Origin of the sequence: Tritonibacter mobilis, assembly GCF_001681715.1 — a bacterium.
GTDB classification, from domain to species: Bacteria; Pseudomonadota; Alphaproteobacteria; order Rhodobacterales; family Rhodobacteraceae; genus Epibacterium; species Epibacterium mobile.
Map to the genome: position 1 here is coordinate 190,440 of NZ_LNWY01000003.1, position 16,931 is coordinate 207,370.

15 protein-coding genes are annotated in these 16,931 nt (G+C 60.2%); 3 read left to right on the plus strand and 12 right to left on the minus strand.

Features of this window, described 5'->3' with window-relative positions; translation table 11 throughout:
* Positions 1–140: 140 nt before the first annotated feature.
* The 5 genes from UB90_RS02435 to UB90_RS02455 form a co-directional block, all read right to left on the minus strand.
* Positions 141–785, minus strand: a complete 645-nt coding sequence (locus UB90_RS02435; protein ID WP_005659184.1) for a cell wall hydrolase — start codon at positions 783–785, stop codon at positions 141–143.
* A 170-nt stretch (positions 786–955) separates the two neighbouring features.
* Positions 956–3,520, minus strand: coding sequence for a putative PEP-binding protein (locus UB90_RS02440; protein ID WP_009176933.1), 2,565 nt, complete (start codon positions 3,518–3,520; stop codon positions 956–958).
* A gap of 161 nt (positions 3,521–3,681) precedes the next feature.
* Positions 3,682–5,877, minus strand: coding sequence for a glycine--tRNA ligase subunit beta (gene glyS, locus UB90_RS02445; protein ID WP_065324747.1), 2,196 nt, complete (start codon positions 5,875–5,877; stop codon positions 3,682–3,684).
* 76 nt (positions 5,878–5,953) lie between these two features.
* On the minus strand, positions 5,954–6,481 hold the full coding sequence (locus tag UB90_RS02450) for a DUF6446 family protein (RefSeq protein ID WP_065324748.1): 528 nt from the start codon (positions 6,479–6,481) through the stop codon (positions 5,954–5,956).
* A 22-nt stretch (positions 6,482–6,503) separates the two neighbouring features.
* The gene (locus tag UB90_RS02455) at positions 6,504–7,454 is read right to left on the minus strand and encodes a glycine--tRNA ligase subunit alpha (RefSeq protein WP_005626192.1); all 951 of its coding nucleotides are present in this window, start codon (positions 7,452–7,454) and stop codon (positions 6,504–6,506) included.
* A 297-nt stretch (positions 7,455–7,751) separates the two neighbouring features.
* On the opposite strand from UB90_RS02455, the gene UB90_RS02460 reads away from it, so the two are divergent.
* Positions 7,752–9,527, plus strand: coding sequence for a trypsin-like peptidase domain-containing protein (locus UB90_RS02460; protein WP_065324749.1), 1,776 nt, complete (start codon positions 7,752–7,754; stop codon positions 9,525–9,527).
* 117 nt (positions 9,528–9,644) lie between these two features.
* Here UB90_RS02460 and rpiB read toward each other — a convergent pair whose 3' ends face one another.
* From rpiB to UB90_RS02490, 6 genes are all read right to left on the minus strand, one after another.
* Positions 9,645–10,094, minus strand: a complete 450-nt coding sequence (gene rpiB / locus UB90_RS02465; RefSeq protein ID WP_065322336.1) for a ribose 5-phosphate isomerase B — start codon at positions 10,092–10,094, stop codon at positions 9,645–9,647.
* A 119-nt stretch (positions 10,095–10,213) separates the two neighbouring features.
* Positions 10,214–10,855 (minus strand): SDR family NAD(P)-dependent oxidoreductase, encoded by a 642-nt coding sequence (locus UB90_RS02470; protein ID WP_065324750.1) that lies wholly within the window; start codon positions 10,853–10,855, stop codon positions 10,214–10,216.
* A 75-nt stretch (positions 10,856–10,930) separates the two neighbouring features.
* Positions 10,931–11,419 (minus strand): DUF1178 family protein, encoded by a 489-nt coding sequence (locus UB90_RS02475; RefSeq protein ID WP_065324751.1) that lies wholly within the window; start codon positions 11,417–11,419, stop codon positions 10,931–10,933.
* An 87-nt stretch (positions 11,420–11,506) separates the two neighbouring features.
* A complete protein-coding gene (locus UB90_RS02480) occupies positions 11,507–11,968 on the minus strand; it encodes an NUDIX hydrolase (protein WP_065324752.1) in 462 nt (153 codons plus the stop codon).
* A gap of 199 nt (positions 11,969–12,167) precedes the next feature.
* The gene (locus UB90_RS02485) at positions 12,168–12,944 is read right to left on the minus strand and encodes an EcsC family protein (RefSeq protein WP_005626211.1); all 777 of its coding nucleotides are present in this window, start codon (positions 12,942–12,944) and stop codon (positions 12,168–12,170) included.
* A 91-nt stretch (positions 12,945–13,035) separates the two neighbouring features.
* Positions 13,036–13,536, minus strand: a complete 501-nt coding sequence (locus UB90_RS02490) for a GNAT family N-acetyltransferase (protein ID WP_065324753.1) — start codon at positions 13,534–13,536, stop codon at positions 13,036–13,038.
* 111 nt (positions 13,537–13,647) lie between these two features.
* Here UB90_RS02490 and UB90_RS02495 point away from each other — a divergent pair, with 111 nt between their 5' ends.
* Entirely contained in the window at positions 13,648–14,253 is a 606-nt protein-coding gene (locus tag UB90_RS02495; protein ID WP_065324754.1) for a flavin reductase family protein, read from the plus strand.
* Between the two features lies 1 nt (position 14,254).
* Positions 14,255–14,896: a CatB-related O-acetyltransferase gene (locus UB90_RS02500; protein ID WP_065324755.1), complete on the plus strand. Its 642-nt coding sequence runs from the start codon at positions 14,255–14,257 to the stop codon at positions 14,894–14,896.
* A gap of 93 nt (positions 14,897–14,989) precedes the next feature.
* Here the strand turns inward: UB90_RS02500 and UB90_RS02505 are convergent, their stop codons facing one another.
* Positions 14,990–16,600 (minus strand): SulP family inorganic anion transporter, encoded by a 1,611-nt coding sequence (locus UB90_RS02505; RefSeq protein WP_065324858.1) that lies wholly within the window; start codon positions 16,598–16,600, stop codon positions 14,990–14,992.
* Positions 16,601–16,931: the final 331 nt, after the last annotated feature.

Sequence of the window (16,931 nt, forward strand, 5' to 3'; positions counted from 1 at the left end):
TCGGCTGGCTTAGAACAGGAAGGAGGCTGTGTCAGGAGTCACAGTCTTAGGTCCGTTCAGGCCAAATAACAGGCTCAGACCCGCCGTGCCAGAGCCGGAAAGCGGCGTCTGGCGATCTCTGGCAGGGAAAATCGCGTCGCTTATTTTGCCGCCGTGCGGAAACGCTCGTCACGGTAGAAAAGATGCACGCCAATACGCGCGGTCTTGGTAAACTTCCGCGACCAACGCGGCTTTACCGCTGTGGTGTGATAGTAGGTGGCACCCTGCGTGAGTTTCGGGTTCACCCCGTCTAGGATCAGCCGCGCCACCTTGGCGACACGTTCAAACGCGCGTGGCTCGCGGATCACTTCCTTTTGACCATCACAGGTATAGGTGAACTGGCACTGATATTTGCGACCTGTGCCCTGATTGATCACGCCACAGAACGTATTGGGGAATTGTGAACTCTTGACCCGATTGCGGATCACCTCAGCGACCGCAAACTGACCTTTGACGGTCTCGCCCCGCGCCTCAAAGTACAGCGCTTCGGCAAGGCACGCAAATTCACTGCCGCCGGACGCTTCGGGTCGGCTGTCTAAGAAGGCCCGCGTGTACTCGACCTGCGTGACTTCTTTGGTTCGGCTTTGGCGTTTTCCACCCAAAAAGCGTAGCATACGCTCCTTTGGCGCGGCCTGAAGCGTCGACTGCTCCTGTTTGAAAAGCGCATCCAGCCCCATGTCTGCAGAGGCAATGCTACCGCATAGTGTTGCCGCGATCACTGCGACACACATCAGATTCCGTTTCATTCAGGGTACCCCCGGTCCAACTGCCTGCAGCGGCATTCCGACCGCAAGCGACGGCTTCGGGTAACGGAAATGTATCAAAACGTCCACCCAAGCGGACGTATACCCGTTATGCTCCAAGGCTTACATCGATGCGGCGATGTCTCTTTTGCCGCCGAAGAACCCTGAATTCGTTAATTTTTTATGTATGTCGGCGCTATTCGGCCGGTTTTATCGGCGATCGCCAATTGCGCCGCCGCGAGCCGTGCAACGGGCACTCGAAAGGGGGAGCAGGACACATAATCAAAGCCCGCCTCGCGGCAAAACGCGATTGATTCGGGGTTGCCGCCGTGCTCACCACAGATCGACAGGGTGATTTCAGGCTTTGCCATCCGTCCCCGCTGCACACCGAGTTGTAACAGCTCCCCTACTCCATCCACATCGAGCACGTGGAACGGGTCTTCTGCAAAGACACCCTGCTGCACATAGGCCGACATGAACCGCCCCGCATCATCCCGGGACAGACCATAGGTCATCTGCGTGAGATCGTTGGTGCCAAAGCTCAGGAAGGCAGTGTGAACAGCAATCTCATCAGCGCGCAGCGCCGCTCTTGGGGTTTCGACCATGACGCCCAGACGATAGGTGAAATCCGCCCCGCGCTCGGACTTCACTGCTGAGGCGACCGCATCAATCCGGGCCTTCACCAATTCCACCTCACGCTTGGCCGACACCAGCGGGATCATGATTTCCGGCACCACCGGTGCCCCATCGCGTGAGGCTTCCAGCGTGGCCTCAAAAATCGCACGCGCCTGCATGTCGTAGATCTCGGGCACTGTCACCCCAAGACGCACACCGCGCAGGCCCAGCATGGGGTTATACTCACCCATTTCCTCCACCCGGCGGGTCACATCGCTGACTGGCAGGCCCAAAGCCTCGGAAAGCTCGCGCTGACCCGCGGTCGTGGTCGGCAAAAACTCATGCAGAGGTGGGTCAAACAGGCGAATGCAAACCGGCATCCCTTCCATGATCCGAAACAGCTCGCGGAAATCCTTCCGCTGCATCGGCAGCAGGCGCGCCAGCACCGCGGCCCGGCCCGAAGAGGTCTCGGCAAAGATCATCTCCCGCATCACCGTCAGACGGCCGGGATCAAAGAACATATGCTCTGTCCGACAGAGCCCAATCCCTTGCGCATTGAAATTGCGTGCGGTTTGCGCATCTGCAGGCGTGTCGGCATTGGCCCGGATCGCGATGTCACGCGCCGCATCGGCCCACCCCATCAGAGTCGTAAGCGCATCGTCTTCCGCCGCCTCGGTCATTTTTGGCTCTCCCGCCAAAACCTGACCCGAGGTTCCATCCACGGTGATCGTCTCTCCGGATTTGAAAACCCGCCCATCCGGCGCGGTTAACTGCTTGCGTCGGCTATCAAATCTCAGGCTGGAGGCCCCCACGATACAAGGCAGCCCAAGCCCGCGCCCGATCACCGCCGCATGGCTGGTCATGCCGCCTTTTTCCGTGAGAACACCAGCCGCTGCGTGCATGCCACGCACATCCTCCGGCGAGGTTTCACGCCGCGCCAGAATGCACGGCTCGCCGCGCGATTTGCTGGCCTGCGCCTCTGTCGCGGTGAACACCAGCCGCCCCGTGGCAGCACCGGGGCTTGCAGCGATCCCGCTGCCGATCACATCGCGTTTGGCGTCCGGGTCCACCTGACGGTGCAGCAATTCATTGAGCGAATGCGCGTCCACCCGCATCACCGCCTCTTCCGGTGGGATAATCCCGTCTTCGGCCAGCCGCACTGCAATCCGCACCGCAGCCTGAGCCGAGCGCGTCACCCGCACCCCATCCAGAATATGCACGCGGCCATTCTCGATCACGAACTCCACCTGCATCTCCGCGCGCAGCTTCACCCGCATCAGGGCCGCATGGGCCTTTAGCTCTGCAAAGGCTTCGGGCGCTAACTCCTCAAGCGAAGGACCGCGTTCGTCCTGCTCCAGATAGATCGATTCTGCATCGACCCCCAGCGCGTCCCGCCCCTGACTTTGGCTCAGATACCGGCCCGTGATCTGCGGCAACCCGGTTTGAGAGTTCACAAGCTGCAGCACGCCAGAGCCGCATTCGCCCTGCCCCAGCCCCGGCACCATTTCCTGCACCACCAGCCCAAGCCCGGCATCCTCCGGCGCGCCCTTGGCCGCCCGCAACAGCCGCGCCGAAGTGCCCTCCCACGCGCGCGCCATCGACCTCAGCACCGCCGCCAGCTGTTCGCCGGGATCTTGGGGGAACGGCTCTTCGGCCTCAGCCTCATAGGCCTGCAACATCTCGCTCAGCGCATCGGGGCCGCCATCCTCGACGTCCTCAAACACATCCGGGTCCAGCCGCGCCACATGCACCGCATAGGACTGCACAAACCGCAAATAAAGCGCCGCCGCCGCATCCGCGCCAAGCGTGTCGCTCAGATCCACGAACCGCGCATCATTCATGCCAATGTTCAGCACCGCACCGGGGCCACCCCAGTCGGGATCTTCCGAGGATGGGCGCACACAAAGCAGCGCATCGGGGCGCAGATCCGCAAGGATCGCCTGCACGTCGACCATATAGCCTTCGGCGATCTCATGCACCGCATCAAAGGACAGCGCCACAGTCTGCGGCACCGGCAGGTTCAACCGCACCAGCCGCTGCAAACATTTCGCCCGCCCGCCATGTGTCTGATTGGCAATCGGCGCGGTGGCCGTGATCAAAGTGGCCTTCGGGGTAGTATCCATCGGTTCGTCCCCTGTGTGTTTCTGCAATGCAGCGATCCTCCCTGAACCCGAGCATAATGCGCGCAATCACTCCCGCAAGGAAAAGCATGCCAAAGCTGCAACAAAAACGGCCCTCACTAAAAATAGCGAGGGCCTTTGATCACGCGAGTTGACGCGAAGGATCAGCCCTCGATGCGGCTCAGATCAGCCACTTGACCGCAGACCTTGCGGATCTGGCTCAGCAGGTTCAGCCGGTTGCGGCGCACCACCTGATTGTCGGAATTGACCTGCACCGCCTCAAAGAAGGCATCCACCGGCGCGCGCAATGCGGCCATGCCGCCCATGGCGGCCGCGAAATCCTCGGCCTCGATGGCCGAGGAGATCGCTCCCTCGTTTGCGGCAAGCGCATCAAACAGGGCAGCCTCTGCCGCATCCTCGATGAATTTCTTGTCGGCCCCGTAGGAATATTCGACCCCATCCTTTTCCTCGGCCTGCGACAGGATGTTGTTGGCGCGCTTGAACCCTTGCAGCAGGTTCTCGCCATCCTCCGACGACATGAACACCTCCAGCGCGCGGGCCCGTTTCACCAAGAGCGTCAGGTCGTCATTGCCCTCCATCGCAATACAGGCGTCGATCACATCATGACGAATACCCTGATCGCGCAGGAAGACCTTTAGGCGGTCGTGGAAGAAGGAGAGGAGGTCGGGCAAAACCTGCGAAAAGAAAATATTCTTAGCTTTGCTAAACTGGTCATCATCATTCTCGGCTGATGCAACGGCTTTCATATAGCGTTCTTTAGGAAGATGTTTAGCACCGACAAAGAGTTCAAACGGTAGCTTTTCTGCATGAACCTTGGCCGCAATCTGAAGCACACCTTCCAAACCGCCGCGCACATCATTCTCCAGCACCAGCCGGATCACTCCCAACGCCGCGCGGCGCAGCGCGTAGGGGTCTTTCGACCCGGTGGGCTTTTCATCAATCGCCCAGAACCCGGTGAGCGTGTCGATCTTGTCGGCCAGTGCCACCGCGACCGAGACTGGCTCTGTCGGCACCTCATCGCTGGGGCCCAGTGGCGAATAATGCAGCTGACAGGCATTGGCGACCTCTTGCGGCAGCCCGGCGGCCTGAGCGTAATAGCGCCCCATCAGGCCTTGCAGTTCGGGGAACTCATAGACCATCTCGGAGCTGAGGTCCGCTTTGGCGACCTTCGCCGCCTGTTCCGCCAGATCCGCATCCGCGCCTACAACGGGGGCGATTTCGCGCGCCAGCGCCGCGATCCGGTCGATGCGCGCGGCTTGGGTTCCGAGTTTGTTGTGGAACGTCACATTGCCAAGGCTTTCCAGCCAGCCTTCCATGCCGACTTCGGATTTCGCGATGCGCAGGTCGTTCTCCCAGAAGAACTTCGCATCCGCCAGACGCGCGCTCAGCACCTTTTGGTTGCCCGCCAGAATGGTGGCACCATTGTCGGCGGTTTCGCGGTTGGCCACGGTGATGAACTTCTCGATCCGCCCGGTCTTGGGGTTCTTTACTGAGAAGAACTTCTGATGTTCCTTCATGGAGGTTTGCAGCACCTCCGGCGGCAGGTCGAGGAACTCCGCATCAATCGAGCCCATCAGGACCACCGGCCATTCCACCAGCCCCGCAACCTCAGCCAGAAGGCCCTTGTCGTCCACCACTTCAAGGCCCGACGCAAAGGCCTGATTGGTGGCATCTTGCCAGATCGCCGCCTCGCGTTCCTTTGGGTCGAGCACCACAAAGGCGCGTTTCAGCTTGGCGGCGTAATCCTCAAAGCTGGTGACAGAAATCCGCGCCGGGGCCATGAAGCGATGACCCCAAGTTGCATCGCCGGATGTGATGCCGTCGATATCCAGCGGCACCACCTCGCTGCCGTCTTCGCGCGTCAGCACGCACAGGATCGAATGCAGAGGCCGCACCCAGCGCAAAGACCCTGCACCCCAGCGCATGGATTTGGGCCATGGGAAGTTGCGAATGGTGTCTTCCAGCACCTCGGCGATGATCTCTGCCGCCGGGCGCCCCGGTTTCTCAATGATTGCAAAATAGACCGCCCCCTTGGGGGTGTCGCGCTCCTCAAGCTGATCGCGGCTCAGACCTGCACCGCGCAAAAAGCCCTCAATCGCCTTGTCGGGCGCGCCTACTTTGGGGCCTTTGCGCTCTTCGCGCACGGTGGGGGAATGATCCAAGAGCCCCTCAATGGCCAGTGTCAGGCGGCGCGGCGTGGTCAGCGCATGTGCGCCGGCATAGGTCAGACCCGCCTCGACCAGACCGTCGGTCATCCGCTTCTTCAAATCTTCGCCCGCGCGCGCCTGCATGCGGGCGGGGATTTCCTCGGAGAAAAGTTCGATCAGAAGATCAGCCATTACGAGTCCTCAACGGTTCGGATCTGCCGTGCGTTCACGGCAATAAGGGATGTGGCAACAGACGCGCCTGCGCCCGTCAGTTGGTTTGCGGCCGCTTGGGGCATTCCTCGCCCACAATGGTGCCGTCATAGGCCTTTTCGCCACAGTTGTTCAGTTCGTGCCAGACGTAACCCCGGCCATCCTCAGTGATGGCCACGATACGGTCGACACCAAATTCGATGTTCTTTTCAGAGATAAACGCCGTCGCCTGCCCGTCATGCAATGCCTGCCCGATGGTATTGGCGTCAAAGCAATCAAACCAGTTTGGCGCATTACGCGGCTCACGCGCGTCAGACAGTTGATAGAGCTGCGCCACCTCCGCCGGTTTCAGCGGCGTGGTGAAACAGGCGCGATAGCGGATCGGAGAGCTATCGGCATCAATGGCCTGAAAGTTTCCATAGGCGATGGGTTCCGGCGTTTCGCCTCCGATCGGCAACAACACGACATCCTGCCCGGGTTTTTCAACGACATCGTCATAAAAGCCGTAGACCTGCAGGTAGTACATCGCGATCCCTGCCACGAGGCCAGAGACGATGAGAATGATCGACAGGATTTTACCGGTCATATCAGATGCTCCCTTGCGCCGCTCAAGCCGCTGTTTCGCCCGCTGTCTCGCCGGTATGCCCGCCCGCTTCGGTCAACACAAAGGCATCGGCGCATTGTTTAGCCAGCGTGCGCACGCGCCCGATGTAGGCCTGACGCTCGGTCACAGAGATCACACCGCGCGCATCCAAGAGGTTAAAGATATGCGAAGCCTTGATGCACTGGTCATAGGCCGGATGCGCCATGATGATGCGCTTGCCGGTTTTGGGGTCCATATGCTCTTGGGCGAGGATCGCGGCACATTCGGCCTCGGCCTCCTCGAAATGACGCAAGAGCACCTCGGTATTGGCCACGTCAAAGTTCCAGCGCGCGTATTCTTCTTCGGTCTGCTTGAAGATATCGCCATAGCTCAGCGGTTGTGGCGACTGCGGATCGTTGAAGGGCATATCCATCACGTGATCAATGCCGAGGATATACATCGCCAGACGTTCCAGACCGTAGGTCAGCTCGCCCGAGACCGGGTGGCAATCATGGCCGCCAACCTGCTGGAAATAAGTGAACTGGCTGACTTCCATACCGTCGCACCAGACTTCCCAGCCCAGCCCCCAGGCGCCAAGCGTCGGGCTTTCCCAGTCGTCTTCGACGAAGCGGATGTCGTGCAGCTCCATATCGACGCCGATGGCCTCCAGCGAGCCGAGATAGAGCTCCTGCAGGTCGGGCGGGCTGGGTTTGATCAGCACCTGATACTGGTAGTAATGCTGCAAGCGGTTCGGGTTTTCACCGTAGCGCCCGTCCGTGGGGCGGCGCGAGGGCTGCACGTAGGCTGCGGCCCATGCGTTGGAGCCAAGCGAGCGCAGCGTGGTTGCCGGGTGAAAGGTGCCCGCGCCCACTTCCATATCGTAGGGCTGCAGGATGGCGCAGCCCTTGGAGGCCCAATAGGTCTGCAAACGCAGGATGATCTCCTGAAACGAACGCGGGGCTGTGGTCTGGGTCATGTCTCTTCCCCTCTAGGGCATCGGCGCGCCCGCCTTATGAGAGCCACCGGAAGCCCACACAGACGGTGCAATGTTCGACCGTCTTCCTATGCAAGCCCCCCGGCGGGGTCAACGGCCCCGTGCGTTGCAAACCCCGGCGAGACCGCAGACAGGGGGAAAATTCGCGTCGAAGTGTCGAAGATGAGAAACAGATGCATATAACACGCAGATGTGCGGATTCTCGCCGTTTCCTTTTGGGACACAAAATGGTTACCTGCGCGGCGAACAAAATCCGTTTCTTCGTACAGAGGATTAGCAATGAAGAACCTATTTGCCTCGGTGTTGTGGGCATTGATCCTGTGCTTTGCGGCGCTTCCGGGCGTCTCACAGGCGCAGCAATCCAATGCCGGAGGCGTCTGGATTCAGGTCGCCGCCCGCCCGTCGCTGAGCGAAGCGCAGGAAGAGGCACGTGATTTCGCCGCCCGCCTTCCCGATGTGTCAGGATATGCGCTTGGCGGGGGCTGGTATGGCATCGTCATCGGCCCCTATGCACGCTCTGACGCCGAACAAGTGCTGCGTGTCTACCGCGCTGAGGGCCAGATCCCGCGTGACAGTTTCATCACCTTCACAAGCAACCTGCGCACCCGCTTTTATCCTGTAGGAGTCGAGTCGGAAGGAACGGCCCCGGTGCCGCTGGCGGATTCCGAGGTTGAGGCCGCCCCCGCAGAGGATGCTGCTTCCGACGTCACCCCAGACGTCGCAGTGGCTGATGAAACCCCGGCTCAGGCGCGCCAAAGCGAACGCGCCCTCACCCGCGAAGAGCGCATGGACCTGCAAATCGCGCTGAAAGCGGCAGGGTTTTACAACTCTGGCATCGATGGCGCTTTTGGTCGTGGCACCCGCGCGTCCATGTCTGATTGGCAAGTGGCACGCGGCTATGAGGCGACCGGTGTTTTGACCACCGGCCAACGCAAAGCGCTTATGGATGAATATAACGCACCGCTGATTTCCACCGGCATGGCGTCATATACCGACGAAGCCGCAGGCATCTCGCTGGATCTGCCGTTGAACGAAGTGGCGTTCAGCCGCTACGAGCCGCCTTTTGCGCATTTTGAGTCCTCTGGCGATCTTGGTGCGCGTGTGCTGCTGATTTCGCAGCCCGGCGACCGCCGCACGCTCTATGGTCTTTATGACATTATGCAGACGCTGGCGATCATGCCGCTCGCAGGTCCGCGCGAACGCACTGGCGACCGCTTCACCCTCGAAGGGCGCGACAGCAAGGTGGTCACGTATGCAGAGGCACGCCTGATTGATGGGGAGATCAAAGGCTTTACCCTTGTGTGGCCCACCGGGGATGAGGCGCGCCGCACCCGTGTACTGGCTGCCATGCAAGAGAGCTTTACCCGTCTGGACAATGTGCTCGACCCGGCTGCAGGCATGGATGATGCACAATCCATCGATCTGGTCTCGGGTCTGGAAATCCGCAAACCGCGCCTGTCGCGCTCGGGCTTCTTTGTGTCGGGCGACGGTGTGGTTGTGACCACCGCAGATGTGGTGAACAGCTGCGGCAGCATCACCGTGGATCGCGACGTAACCGCCGAAGTGCTGCTAAGCGATAGCGAGGCGGGCATTGCAGTGCTGAAACCGACCGAAGCACTTGCGCCAATGGCAACCGCACCGCTTGCCTCCACCGCGCCGCGCCTGCGCAGCGCGCTTGCGGTTTCTGGCTACTCCTACGGCGGTGTTCTCGGCGCGCCGAGCCTCACTTGGGGCGCGCTCAGTGACCTCAAGGGCTTGCAGGGTGAGGACTATCTGGCCCGTCTGGAACTCGCCGCTCAGCCCGGTGATGCCGGTGGTCCGCTTTTGGACAAGGACGGCACGGTGCATGGCATGCTGTTGCCCGTTGTGACCGATGGTCCGACATTGCCCGAAGGCGTGCGGTTTGCGCTCAAAGGTGAGGTGATCCGTATGGCCCTTGAAAAAGCGGGCGTCGGCCTGCCCGCGACAGAAGCCTCCGCCACTGGCGAGATGCCATTGTCGCTACTGCAAAAAGAGGCCACCGGCCTTACGACGCTGGTCAGCTGCTGGGACTAAGACCTCCCACACCCCGAACATCAAAAGGCTCCCGAAGATCACTTCGGGAGCCTTTGTTTTAAGGCCGGGTTTTAAGGCCGGATCACATGTGTACGTGACCCGGATCTGAACCTGTCATCAGCCTTCGATTGCGGAAATCATATCGACACGGGTGCCGTGACGACCGCCCTCAAACTCAGTGTTGAGGAAAGCATCAACGATTTCCAGCGCCAGCCCTTCGCCCACGACACGCGCCCCGATCGACAGCATATTGGCGTCATTATGGGCGCGGATCATCTGGGCGGAGAATGTATCAGAGCAGACACCGCAGCGGATGCCTTTGACCTTGTTGGCGGCCATCATGATGCCTTGCCCGGTCCCGCACAGCAAAATGCCCAAGTCGCTTTCACCTGCCGCCACGTGACGCGCGGCAGCTTCACCGTGTTTGGGGTAATGGGTGCTCTCCGGCGTGGTGGGGCCAAGGTCGGTCACGCTATAGCCGCGTGCCTCGATATGTTTGGCGATGGTTTGACGCAGCTCGATGGCGGCGTGATCACTGGAAAGAACGATGCGTTTGCTGGCAGTCATGATGCGGTCATCCCGTTTCCCGGCCCGGATCATTGGGCCGGTGGTGGTGGATCAGAGGGGGTTCGCCCCGCACATAGCGGGTTTTGCCTTGATCGCAAAGACCCCGCATGACCGCATCCTCAGTAGGCGTGGACCTGACCGTCCCAAGTATGGAAACACCCCGTGGTGTCGAGCGACAGGACGTCAAATTCATTGATCAGCCCCAAGGCGCATTCCTGCACCGAGATATCGCCGTCCTGCCCCCCCATATCGGTGCGCACCCAGCCGGGATGATAGATCCCAACCGCGATACCTTCGGGTTTGAGGTCGGTTGCAAGGTTGCGCCCGATATTGAGCGCTGCCGCCTTTGAGGCGCGATAGGCATAAGATCCCCCCGGCGCGCGGGCATGGCTGGCCATCTGCGAAGAGATAATCGCGATCTTCGGGGCCTCAGCGAGTTTCAGGTTTGGCAGCATCGCCTGCACGGTCAGGAACACACCGGTCACATTCACCGCCAGAGATTTCGCCCAAACCTCAGCGGTATAGTCCTTCAGCGCCATGGATTTATCGAGGTAGACGCCTGCATTACAGATCAGCAGATCAACCGGATCGCCTTTGATCTGCGCCGCAAAGCGCGCTTGCTGGCCCGGATCACTCACATCAAGCCGCGTACCCGAGGAATGATCGCGCGAGGTGCCGGTCACCCGGTCTCCACGCTCAGTCAGCCGTGCTTTCAGCTCGCGTCCGATACCGCGGCTGCTGCCTGTCACCACCACATGCATTGGCGGTCTCCTTCCTGTCTGCTCTGCCTGCTCCTATCCGCAACCGGTCCCAGCGAGTCGCAAGATAGGTCTGCCTTAGTTGGTCTTGCGTGTGGGCGCAAAGGGCAAGGGCAAAACCGGCACGCCTTCTTCGAGAAGCGCTTTTGCCTCTTCCGGCTTTGCCTCGCCATGGATCGAGCGCGTGGGCGCATCACCCAGATGCATCTCGCGCGCCTGTTTCACGAAATCCTTGCCGACGTAGTCTGAGTTCGCCTCGACCTGTTTTTTGAGCGCAGAAATCGCCGCTTCCAATTCATTCGATGGTGTCGAAAGCGATGTCGGGGCCGGCGCGACCTGTTTCGGTGCAGCTGGCACAGTGTCAGGTGAAGTTTCTGACGCGGGGGCAGCGGCCGCTTTGCGACCGGGGCGCACTCTGGGCGCCATCAGGGCCTTTTCCACCTTGGTGGATCCACAATGGGTACAGGCAACCATGCCTGTGCCTAAAAGCTTCTCGTAGGCCTCTGCCGATTGGAACCAGCTTTCAAAGCCATGTCCTTCAGCGCATTTCAGTGCATAACGTATCATTTTTTGTCTCGTGCTCAGAGGCGACGATTAAATACGGCTGGGCGAGGTTTGCAAGGGTGGCCGTGCCCGGAACCAGCCGCCCCGTCATTACAGGCCCTTTGGCGAGAATGAACGCAGCAAGGCCGCCAATTCTGGCTCGGCCACTTGTTTCGCTGCGCGGCTCAACGACATCCACACCCGCAAGCGGTCTTCGCGTTCGGGAAAACGATCCGCGAGCTTGTGCACCTTCAGGGCAAAAACATCCACCCGACAGCGCAAATTTGGTGCGGCTTCGCGCACCTTGTCATAGGTAAACCGACCGATTGGCATGTCCAGCGTCTCTCCTGTGACGCCCGCCTCTTCCCATGCCTCGACACCAGCCGCCTGGGCCGCTGATTTCCCCTCCATCGGCCAGCCTTTTGGGATGATCCAGCGCCGTGTCCGCCGAGATGTGACAAGCAACACTTTGACCCGCCCCTTGGCGGTGATCCGATAACACAGTGCCCCGACCTGCTGGTGCAGGGCCTGCTGCTCGCCTTGCGGCCTGACTGCTTCCAAGACCTCTGACATGGGTCTCCTGCCTTTATACTCTTTAAAATCGCGGCCCAAACACGGGCCAACCAAATAACACGCGCCTCAAGATTGCGAAAAAATGGTTAACATTCCTTTTACCCCTCTTCACCGTTCAATCCAGAGGAGCAAAGGTTATGGGCGTTTTGATGCCGGTCGGCGGGTACGATCACGATACCGCGTCGTTCGGGATACGCTCTCAGCTCAAAAGCCGCTGTTGCAGGCGTTCCACCATCTGCGGATAGGGCGTATCGGCCTCGAGTGCGAGGCGACGCAGCGCAAAATGCACATGCGCCATTTCCTGATAATAGCCCGAGTAGACATAGTTGACGCTACCGCCCGCCACAGCCCCCAGAACGGGCACCATCTGTGCGGCGAGCTTGGGGCCAAGCGCCACTGCCAAGCGCGGGGCAACGGCTGCGATCAATTGCGACAATCCTGCGCCAGACAGCCCCAGTCGCAAGGTCAGGAACCCCGTGTCCGCCCCATCATCATGCGCCATAGGCCCCGCAGCGGCAAAAACCTCGACCGCATCAAAACGCACGCTTTTGGCATTGGGATCAAAACCATATTCCTGCGCGACGCCCTGAATGCTGCGCATCAAAAAGGTCGTTGTTGCAGGCAATTCCACCAATGCGCCCGGCAACCCGGCCGCGCCCCCCACCATGCCCATGGTGGTACTGACCCAGCGATTGGTTTGTGCTGGCTGATCGGGTAGCACGCGACGGCTAAGCGCCGCCCCCCGAACAGAGAGATGCAACGCCTGCAAAACCGCGCCCTCAATCGCGCTGCGCACGGGCCTCGGCATACGACGCATCAGGTCTTCTCCCTGACCGCCCAGCGCATTCAACAACCGCATGCCAAAATGCCCCGCCGCCCGGTAGCGAGCGGCAATCGCATCCAATTCTGCTTCGACATCGCGCACCGTCAGGCTGCGCTCGCTGCTCTCCAGAATTTCACCCGGCAGTTCGCCCATGTCTGACCTCATCCCTGCTGCGCCTGCCATAAGAGATCAGGAGCCGCGTCCATGGTTTCAAGGTCTGAACATCGCATCCGGGCCGTGAGTGTTACCCCTGCGCCGCACCGCTCCAGCGCGTCACACGCCCCTGCACCCCCTGCCATGCATTTGGGCTCAGGTTCAGGCCCAGAATACGTTCGGGGTTGGTCGGCGGTGGCATCTCCACGCCCTCAAGCCGCACAAAGCCAAAGCGCTGATAATAAGGGGCATCCCCCACAAGGATCACACGCTGCCAATGGCTGTGCTCCGCCTTCCACAGGCTGTCGCGGATCAATGAGGCACCGATGCCCTCGCCTTGCCGTGTCGGGTGAACCGCCACCGGCCCCAACAAAAGCGCGTCGCTGTCACCCACATGAACGGGCCAAAACCGGATCGCGCCTGCCATAATGCCATCGCTGTCGCGTGCCACCTGACTGAGAGCACGCACCGGGGCGACATTGTCGCGCAGACGATAAGAGGACAAAGCCGTCCGTCCCGGCGCAAAGCACAGGTCATAGAGGGCTTCCACCTCCCAAGAATCCTCCGGCATCTCCGGCGCGATTGTGATCACGTGTCTCAGGCTCCGTCTGCTGCGCTTTGCGACCACAGGGCCAACTCGACGCGGGGGTGGATTTCGCCCTAGCACGGGCGTAAGTCTGGGGCAAACACTTGGAGACATAGAATGTTCTACCGCCCCGAGGATGGCCACGGCCTGCCCCATAACCCGTTTAACGCCGTCGTGACCCCCCGCCCGATCGGCTGGATCTCCACGCGCTCCGGCGCAGGCGTCAACAATCTCGCGCCCTATTCCTTTTTTAATGCCGTTGCTTATGTGCCGCCGCAGGTGATGTTTGCCTCCACCTCGACCAAGGCGGATCAGGACGGCACCAAGGATTCCATGGCCAATATTCGCGAGACCGGCGTCTTTTGCGTCAATATCGTTGAATACGCCATGCGCGATCAGATGAACAAATCCTCTGCAGCATTTGATAAGGGCGTCGACGAGTTTGCCCATGCGGGGCTTGAGGCGGTTGCATGCGAGACGATCAACTGCGCCCGTGTCGCAGGCGTGCCCGCTGCACTGGAGTGCAAGCTCACCCAGATCATCGACCTGCCCGGCGAGGCCAACAAAGTGGCCTTTGGCGAGGTGGTTGGCGTGCACTTGCGCGATGATTGCCTTGTGGACGGGATCTTTGACGTGACCAAGTACCAGCCGCTCTCGCGCCTTGGGTATCGCGATTATGCCAAGGTCAGCGATCTGTTCGCGCTGACGCGTCCGGACGACTGAGATGCCGCTCCCAGATCCAAAGATGCGCCATCCGATCATCCTGCCCGATGGCTCACCTCATGCAGGCACGGTGCAGCTGGCACGCGCAGTGGAGAACCCGAACTTCATCGTCGGCGACTACACCTATGCATCGGATTTTGATCCGCCACGGGATTGGGGCAGCCATCTGGCGCCCTATCTATTTGCAGGCGCGCGCGAACAGCTGAAAATCGGCCGGTTCTGCCAGATTGCCCATGGGGTGAAATTCATCACCGCCTCAGCCAACCATGCACAAGATGGCCTCAGCTGCTATCCGTTTCCGGTGTTTGACCCTGCTCAAATGGCCGGATTTCAACCCGACACCCGCGACACAGTGATCGGCAATGATGTCTGGATCGGCTACGGCGCGTTGATCCTGCCCGGTGCCCGTATCGGTGATGGGGCCATTATCGGTGCAGGGGCCGTGGTGCGTGGCACCGTTCCACCCTACGCGATCATGACCGGCAATCCGGCCACCATTGCCCGCCACAGGTTCCCTAAACCGCAGATTGCCCGTCTGTTGGCGCTCAAATGGTGGGACTGGCCAGCAGAGCTGATCCTGCGCGCAGAACCCGCCATCACATCTGGCGATCTCGACATGCTCGAAGCGCTCGCGCCCGACTGATCTGCCGCTTTGGCGCGCGACCTCCTTTTTAAAACAAAAAAGCCGCGGTCCCATTTGGGACCGCGACCGCTTTGCTAACTTGCCTGTCAGATCTCAGTGACCGCCCAGAATGCCGGTTTTCACCGAGTAATCCACCGCCAGACCATATTCAGGGTCATCATCGCTATCGACCATCAGATGACCCGCCTTCGAGAGCAACTGGTGACAATCGCGGCTCAGATGGCGCAATTGCAACGCTTTGCCCGCCGCCGCATATTTCCCGGCCAAAGCCTCGATCGCCTGCAACGCCGACTGATCCACAACGCGCGAGGTGGCAAAATCAACGATCACCACATCCGGGTCGTTCTCGATATCAAACAGCTCGATAAACCCGTCCGTAGAACCAAAGAACAGCGGGCCTTGGATCTCATAGACCTTGGCCCCTTTCTCGCTGACACTGTCGCGGGTGATCGCATGAATGCGGCGGGCGTTGTTCCACGCATAGGCCAAGGCCGAAACAATGACCCCAACCACCACGGCAATCGCAAGGTCGGTCATGACTGTCACCACAGTCACCAGCACAATGACAAAGGCATCCGTGAGCGGCACTTTGGTCATGATTTTAAAACTGTTCCACGCGAAGGTGCCGATCACCACCATGAACATCACCCCCACAAGGGCGGCCAGCGGAATCTGTTCAATCAGCGGGGAGGCCGCAACGATGAACAGCAACAGAAACAGGGCGGCCGCAATCGCTGCAATCCGGGTCCGCCCGCCAGAGTTCACATTGATCATCGACTGACCAATCATGGCGCAACCACCCATGCCACCAAAAAAGCCGGTGACAATGTTAGAGGTCCCTTGCGCGATACATTCCTGGCTTGCACCGCCACGTTTACCGGTGATCTCCCCCACAAGGTTCAACGTCAATAGGCTCTCAATCAGGCCAATCGCTGCCAGGATCACCGCATAGGGCAGGATGATCTGCAGGGTCGCCCAATCGAGCGGCACCATCGGGATATGGAACATCGGCAAGCCCCCCTCAATCGAGGCCATATCCCCAACCCGCGGCACATCCAGACCAAATGCAATCACGATAATCGCCGTAATCCCAATCCCCGCGAGCGGTGCCGGGATCACCTTGGTGAGCTTGGGCATACCCCAGATGATCACCATCGTCAGCACCACCAGCCCCAGCATCATCAAAAGCTGTGCCCCTGCGAGCCATTGTTCGCCGTTGCTACCCGGCTGTTTAAACTGCGTAAGCTGCGCAAGGAAAATCACGATGGCCAGGCCATTCACGAACCCCAGCATCACCGGATGCGGCACCAGCCGGATGAACTTGCCCCAATGCATCACCCCCGCAATCACCTGCAGGATGCCCATGAGAACCACAGTCGCAAAGAGATATTCGACGCCGTGGTCTGCAACCAATGCAACCATCACCACCGCCAACGCGCCAGTCGCGCCGGAAATCATACCCGGACGCCCCCCGATCAGCGCCGTAATCAGCCCCACCAGAAAGGCTGCATAAAGCCCCACCAGCGGGTGCACGCCCGCGACAAAGGCAAAGGCTACAGCCTCCGGCACCAGCGCCAGTGCGACCGTCAGCCCCGACAACAACTCGGTGCGCACACGGGCCACGGTAAAGCCCTCATCCTGCATGATGGAAAGATTGGGAGGAGAGATATTCTTGGCCAGAAGGCCCAATACGCCGCGTGTCATGACACCAAAACCTGTGAATTCGGGAAGCTTGTTTTGAGCGCCTGTTAGCGCCATTGCCCCCGCGACACAAGGCAAGGCAAGAAAACAAGGGCCCATAGCGTCGCAGCTGCCCAATGCGAGGGCAGCATGCCACAGATAGGTCAGCTTTGTTGCCTCAATATATGCGGTGCCTCGAAAGGCTGACGCATGATCCCTTTGCGTTGCGCGCCACAGACTTGCGGCGCTCATTACAGCGTCACACGCCCAGAAACGCATCACTCAATTTATGGATTTTTTTGAAACTCTTTAGCCCGAAGACGAATTCCACCGTAGCGCGCGCAGAGTAAAATTG

What these genes read in the sequence shown, in the direction of transcription:
- UB90_RS02435 (WP_005659184.1), bottom strand. Translation starts at nt 785, where the DNA reads ATGAAACGGAATCTGATGTGTGTCGCAGTGATCGCGGCAACACTATGC.
- UB90_RS02440 (WP_009176933.1), bottom strand. Translation starts at nt 3,520, where the DNA reads ATGGATACTACCCCGAAGGCCACTTTGATCACGGCCACCGCGCCGATT.
- glyS (WP_065324747.1), bottom strand. Translation starts at nt 5,877, where the DNA reads ATGGCTGATCTTCTGATCGAACTTTTCTCCGAGGAAATCCCCGCCCGC.
- UB90_RS02450 (WP_065324748.1), bottom strand. Translation starts at nt 6,481, where the DNA reads ATGACCGGTAAAATCCTGTCGATCATTCTCATCGTCTCTGGCCTCGTG.
- UB90_RS02455 (WP_005626192.1), bottom strand. Translation starts at nt 7,454, where the DNA reads ATGACCCAGACCACAGCCCCGCGTTCGTTTCAGGAGATCATCCTGCGT.
- UB90_RS02460 (WP_065324749.1), top strand. Translation starts at nt 7,752, where the DNA reads ATGAAGAACCTATTTGCCTCGGTGTTGTGGGCATTGATCCTGTGCTTT.
- rpiB (WP_065322336.1), bottom strand. Translation starts at nt 10,094, where the DNA reads ATGACTGCCAGCAAACGCATCGTTCTTTCCAGTGATCACGCCGCCATC.
- UB90_RS02470 (WP_065324750.1), bottom strand. Translation starts at nt 10,855, where the DNA reads ATGCATGTGGTGGTGACAGGCAGCAGCCGCGGTATCGGACGCGAGCTG.
- UB90_RS02475 (WP_065324751.1), bottom strand. Translation starts at nt 11,419, where the DNA reads ATGATACGTTATGCACTGAAATGCGCTGAAGGACATGGCTTTGAAAGC.
- UB90_RS02480 (WP_065324752.1), bottom strand. Translation starts at nt 11,968, where the DNA reads ATGTCAGAGGTCTTGGAAGCAGTCAGGCCGCAAGGCGAGCAGCAGGCC.
- UB90_RS02485 (WP_005626211.1), bottom strand. Translation starts at nt 12,944, where the DNA reads ATGGGCGAACTGCCGGGTGAAATTCTGGAGAGCAGCGAGCGCAGCCTG.
- UB90_RS02495 (WP_065324754.1), top strand. Translation starts at nt 13,648, where the DNA reads ATGTTCTACCGCCCCGAGGATGGCCACGGCCTGCCCCATAACCCGTTT.
- UB90_RS02500 (WP_065324755.1), top strand. Translation starts at nt 14,255, where the DNA reads ATGCCGCTCCCAGATCCAAAGATGCGCCATCCGATCATCCTGCCCGAT.
- UB90_RS02505 (WP_065324858.1), bottom strand. Translation starts at nt 16,600, where the DNA reads ATGACACGCGGCGTATTGGGCCTTCTGGCCAAGAATATCTCTCCTCCC.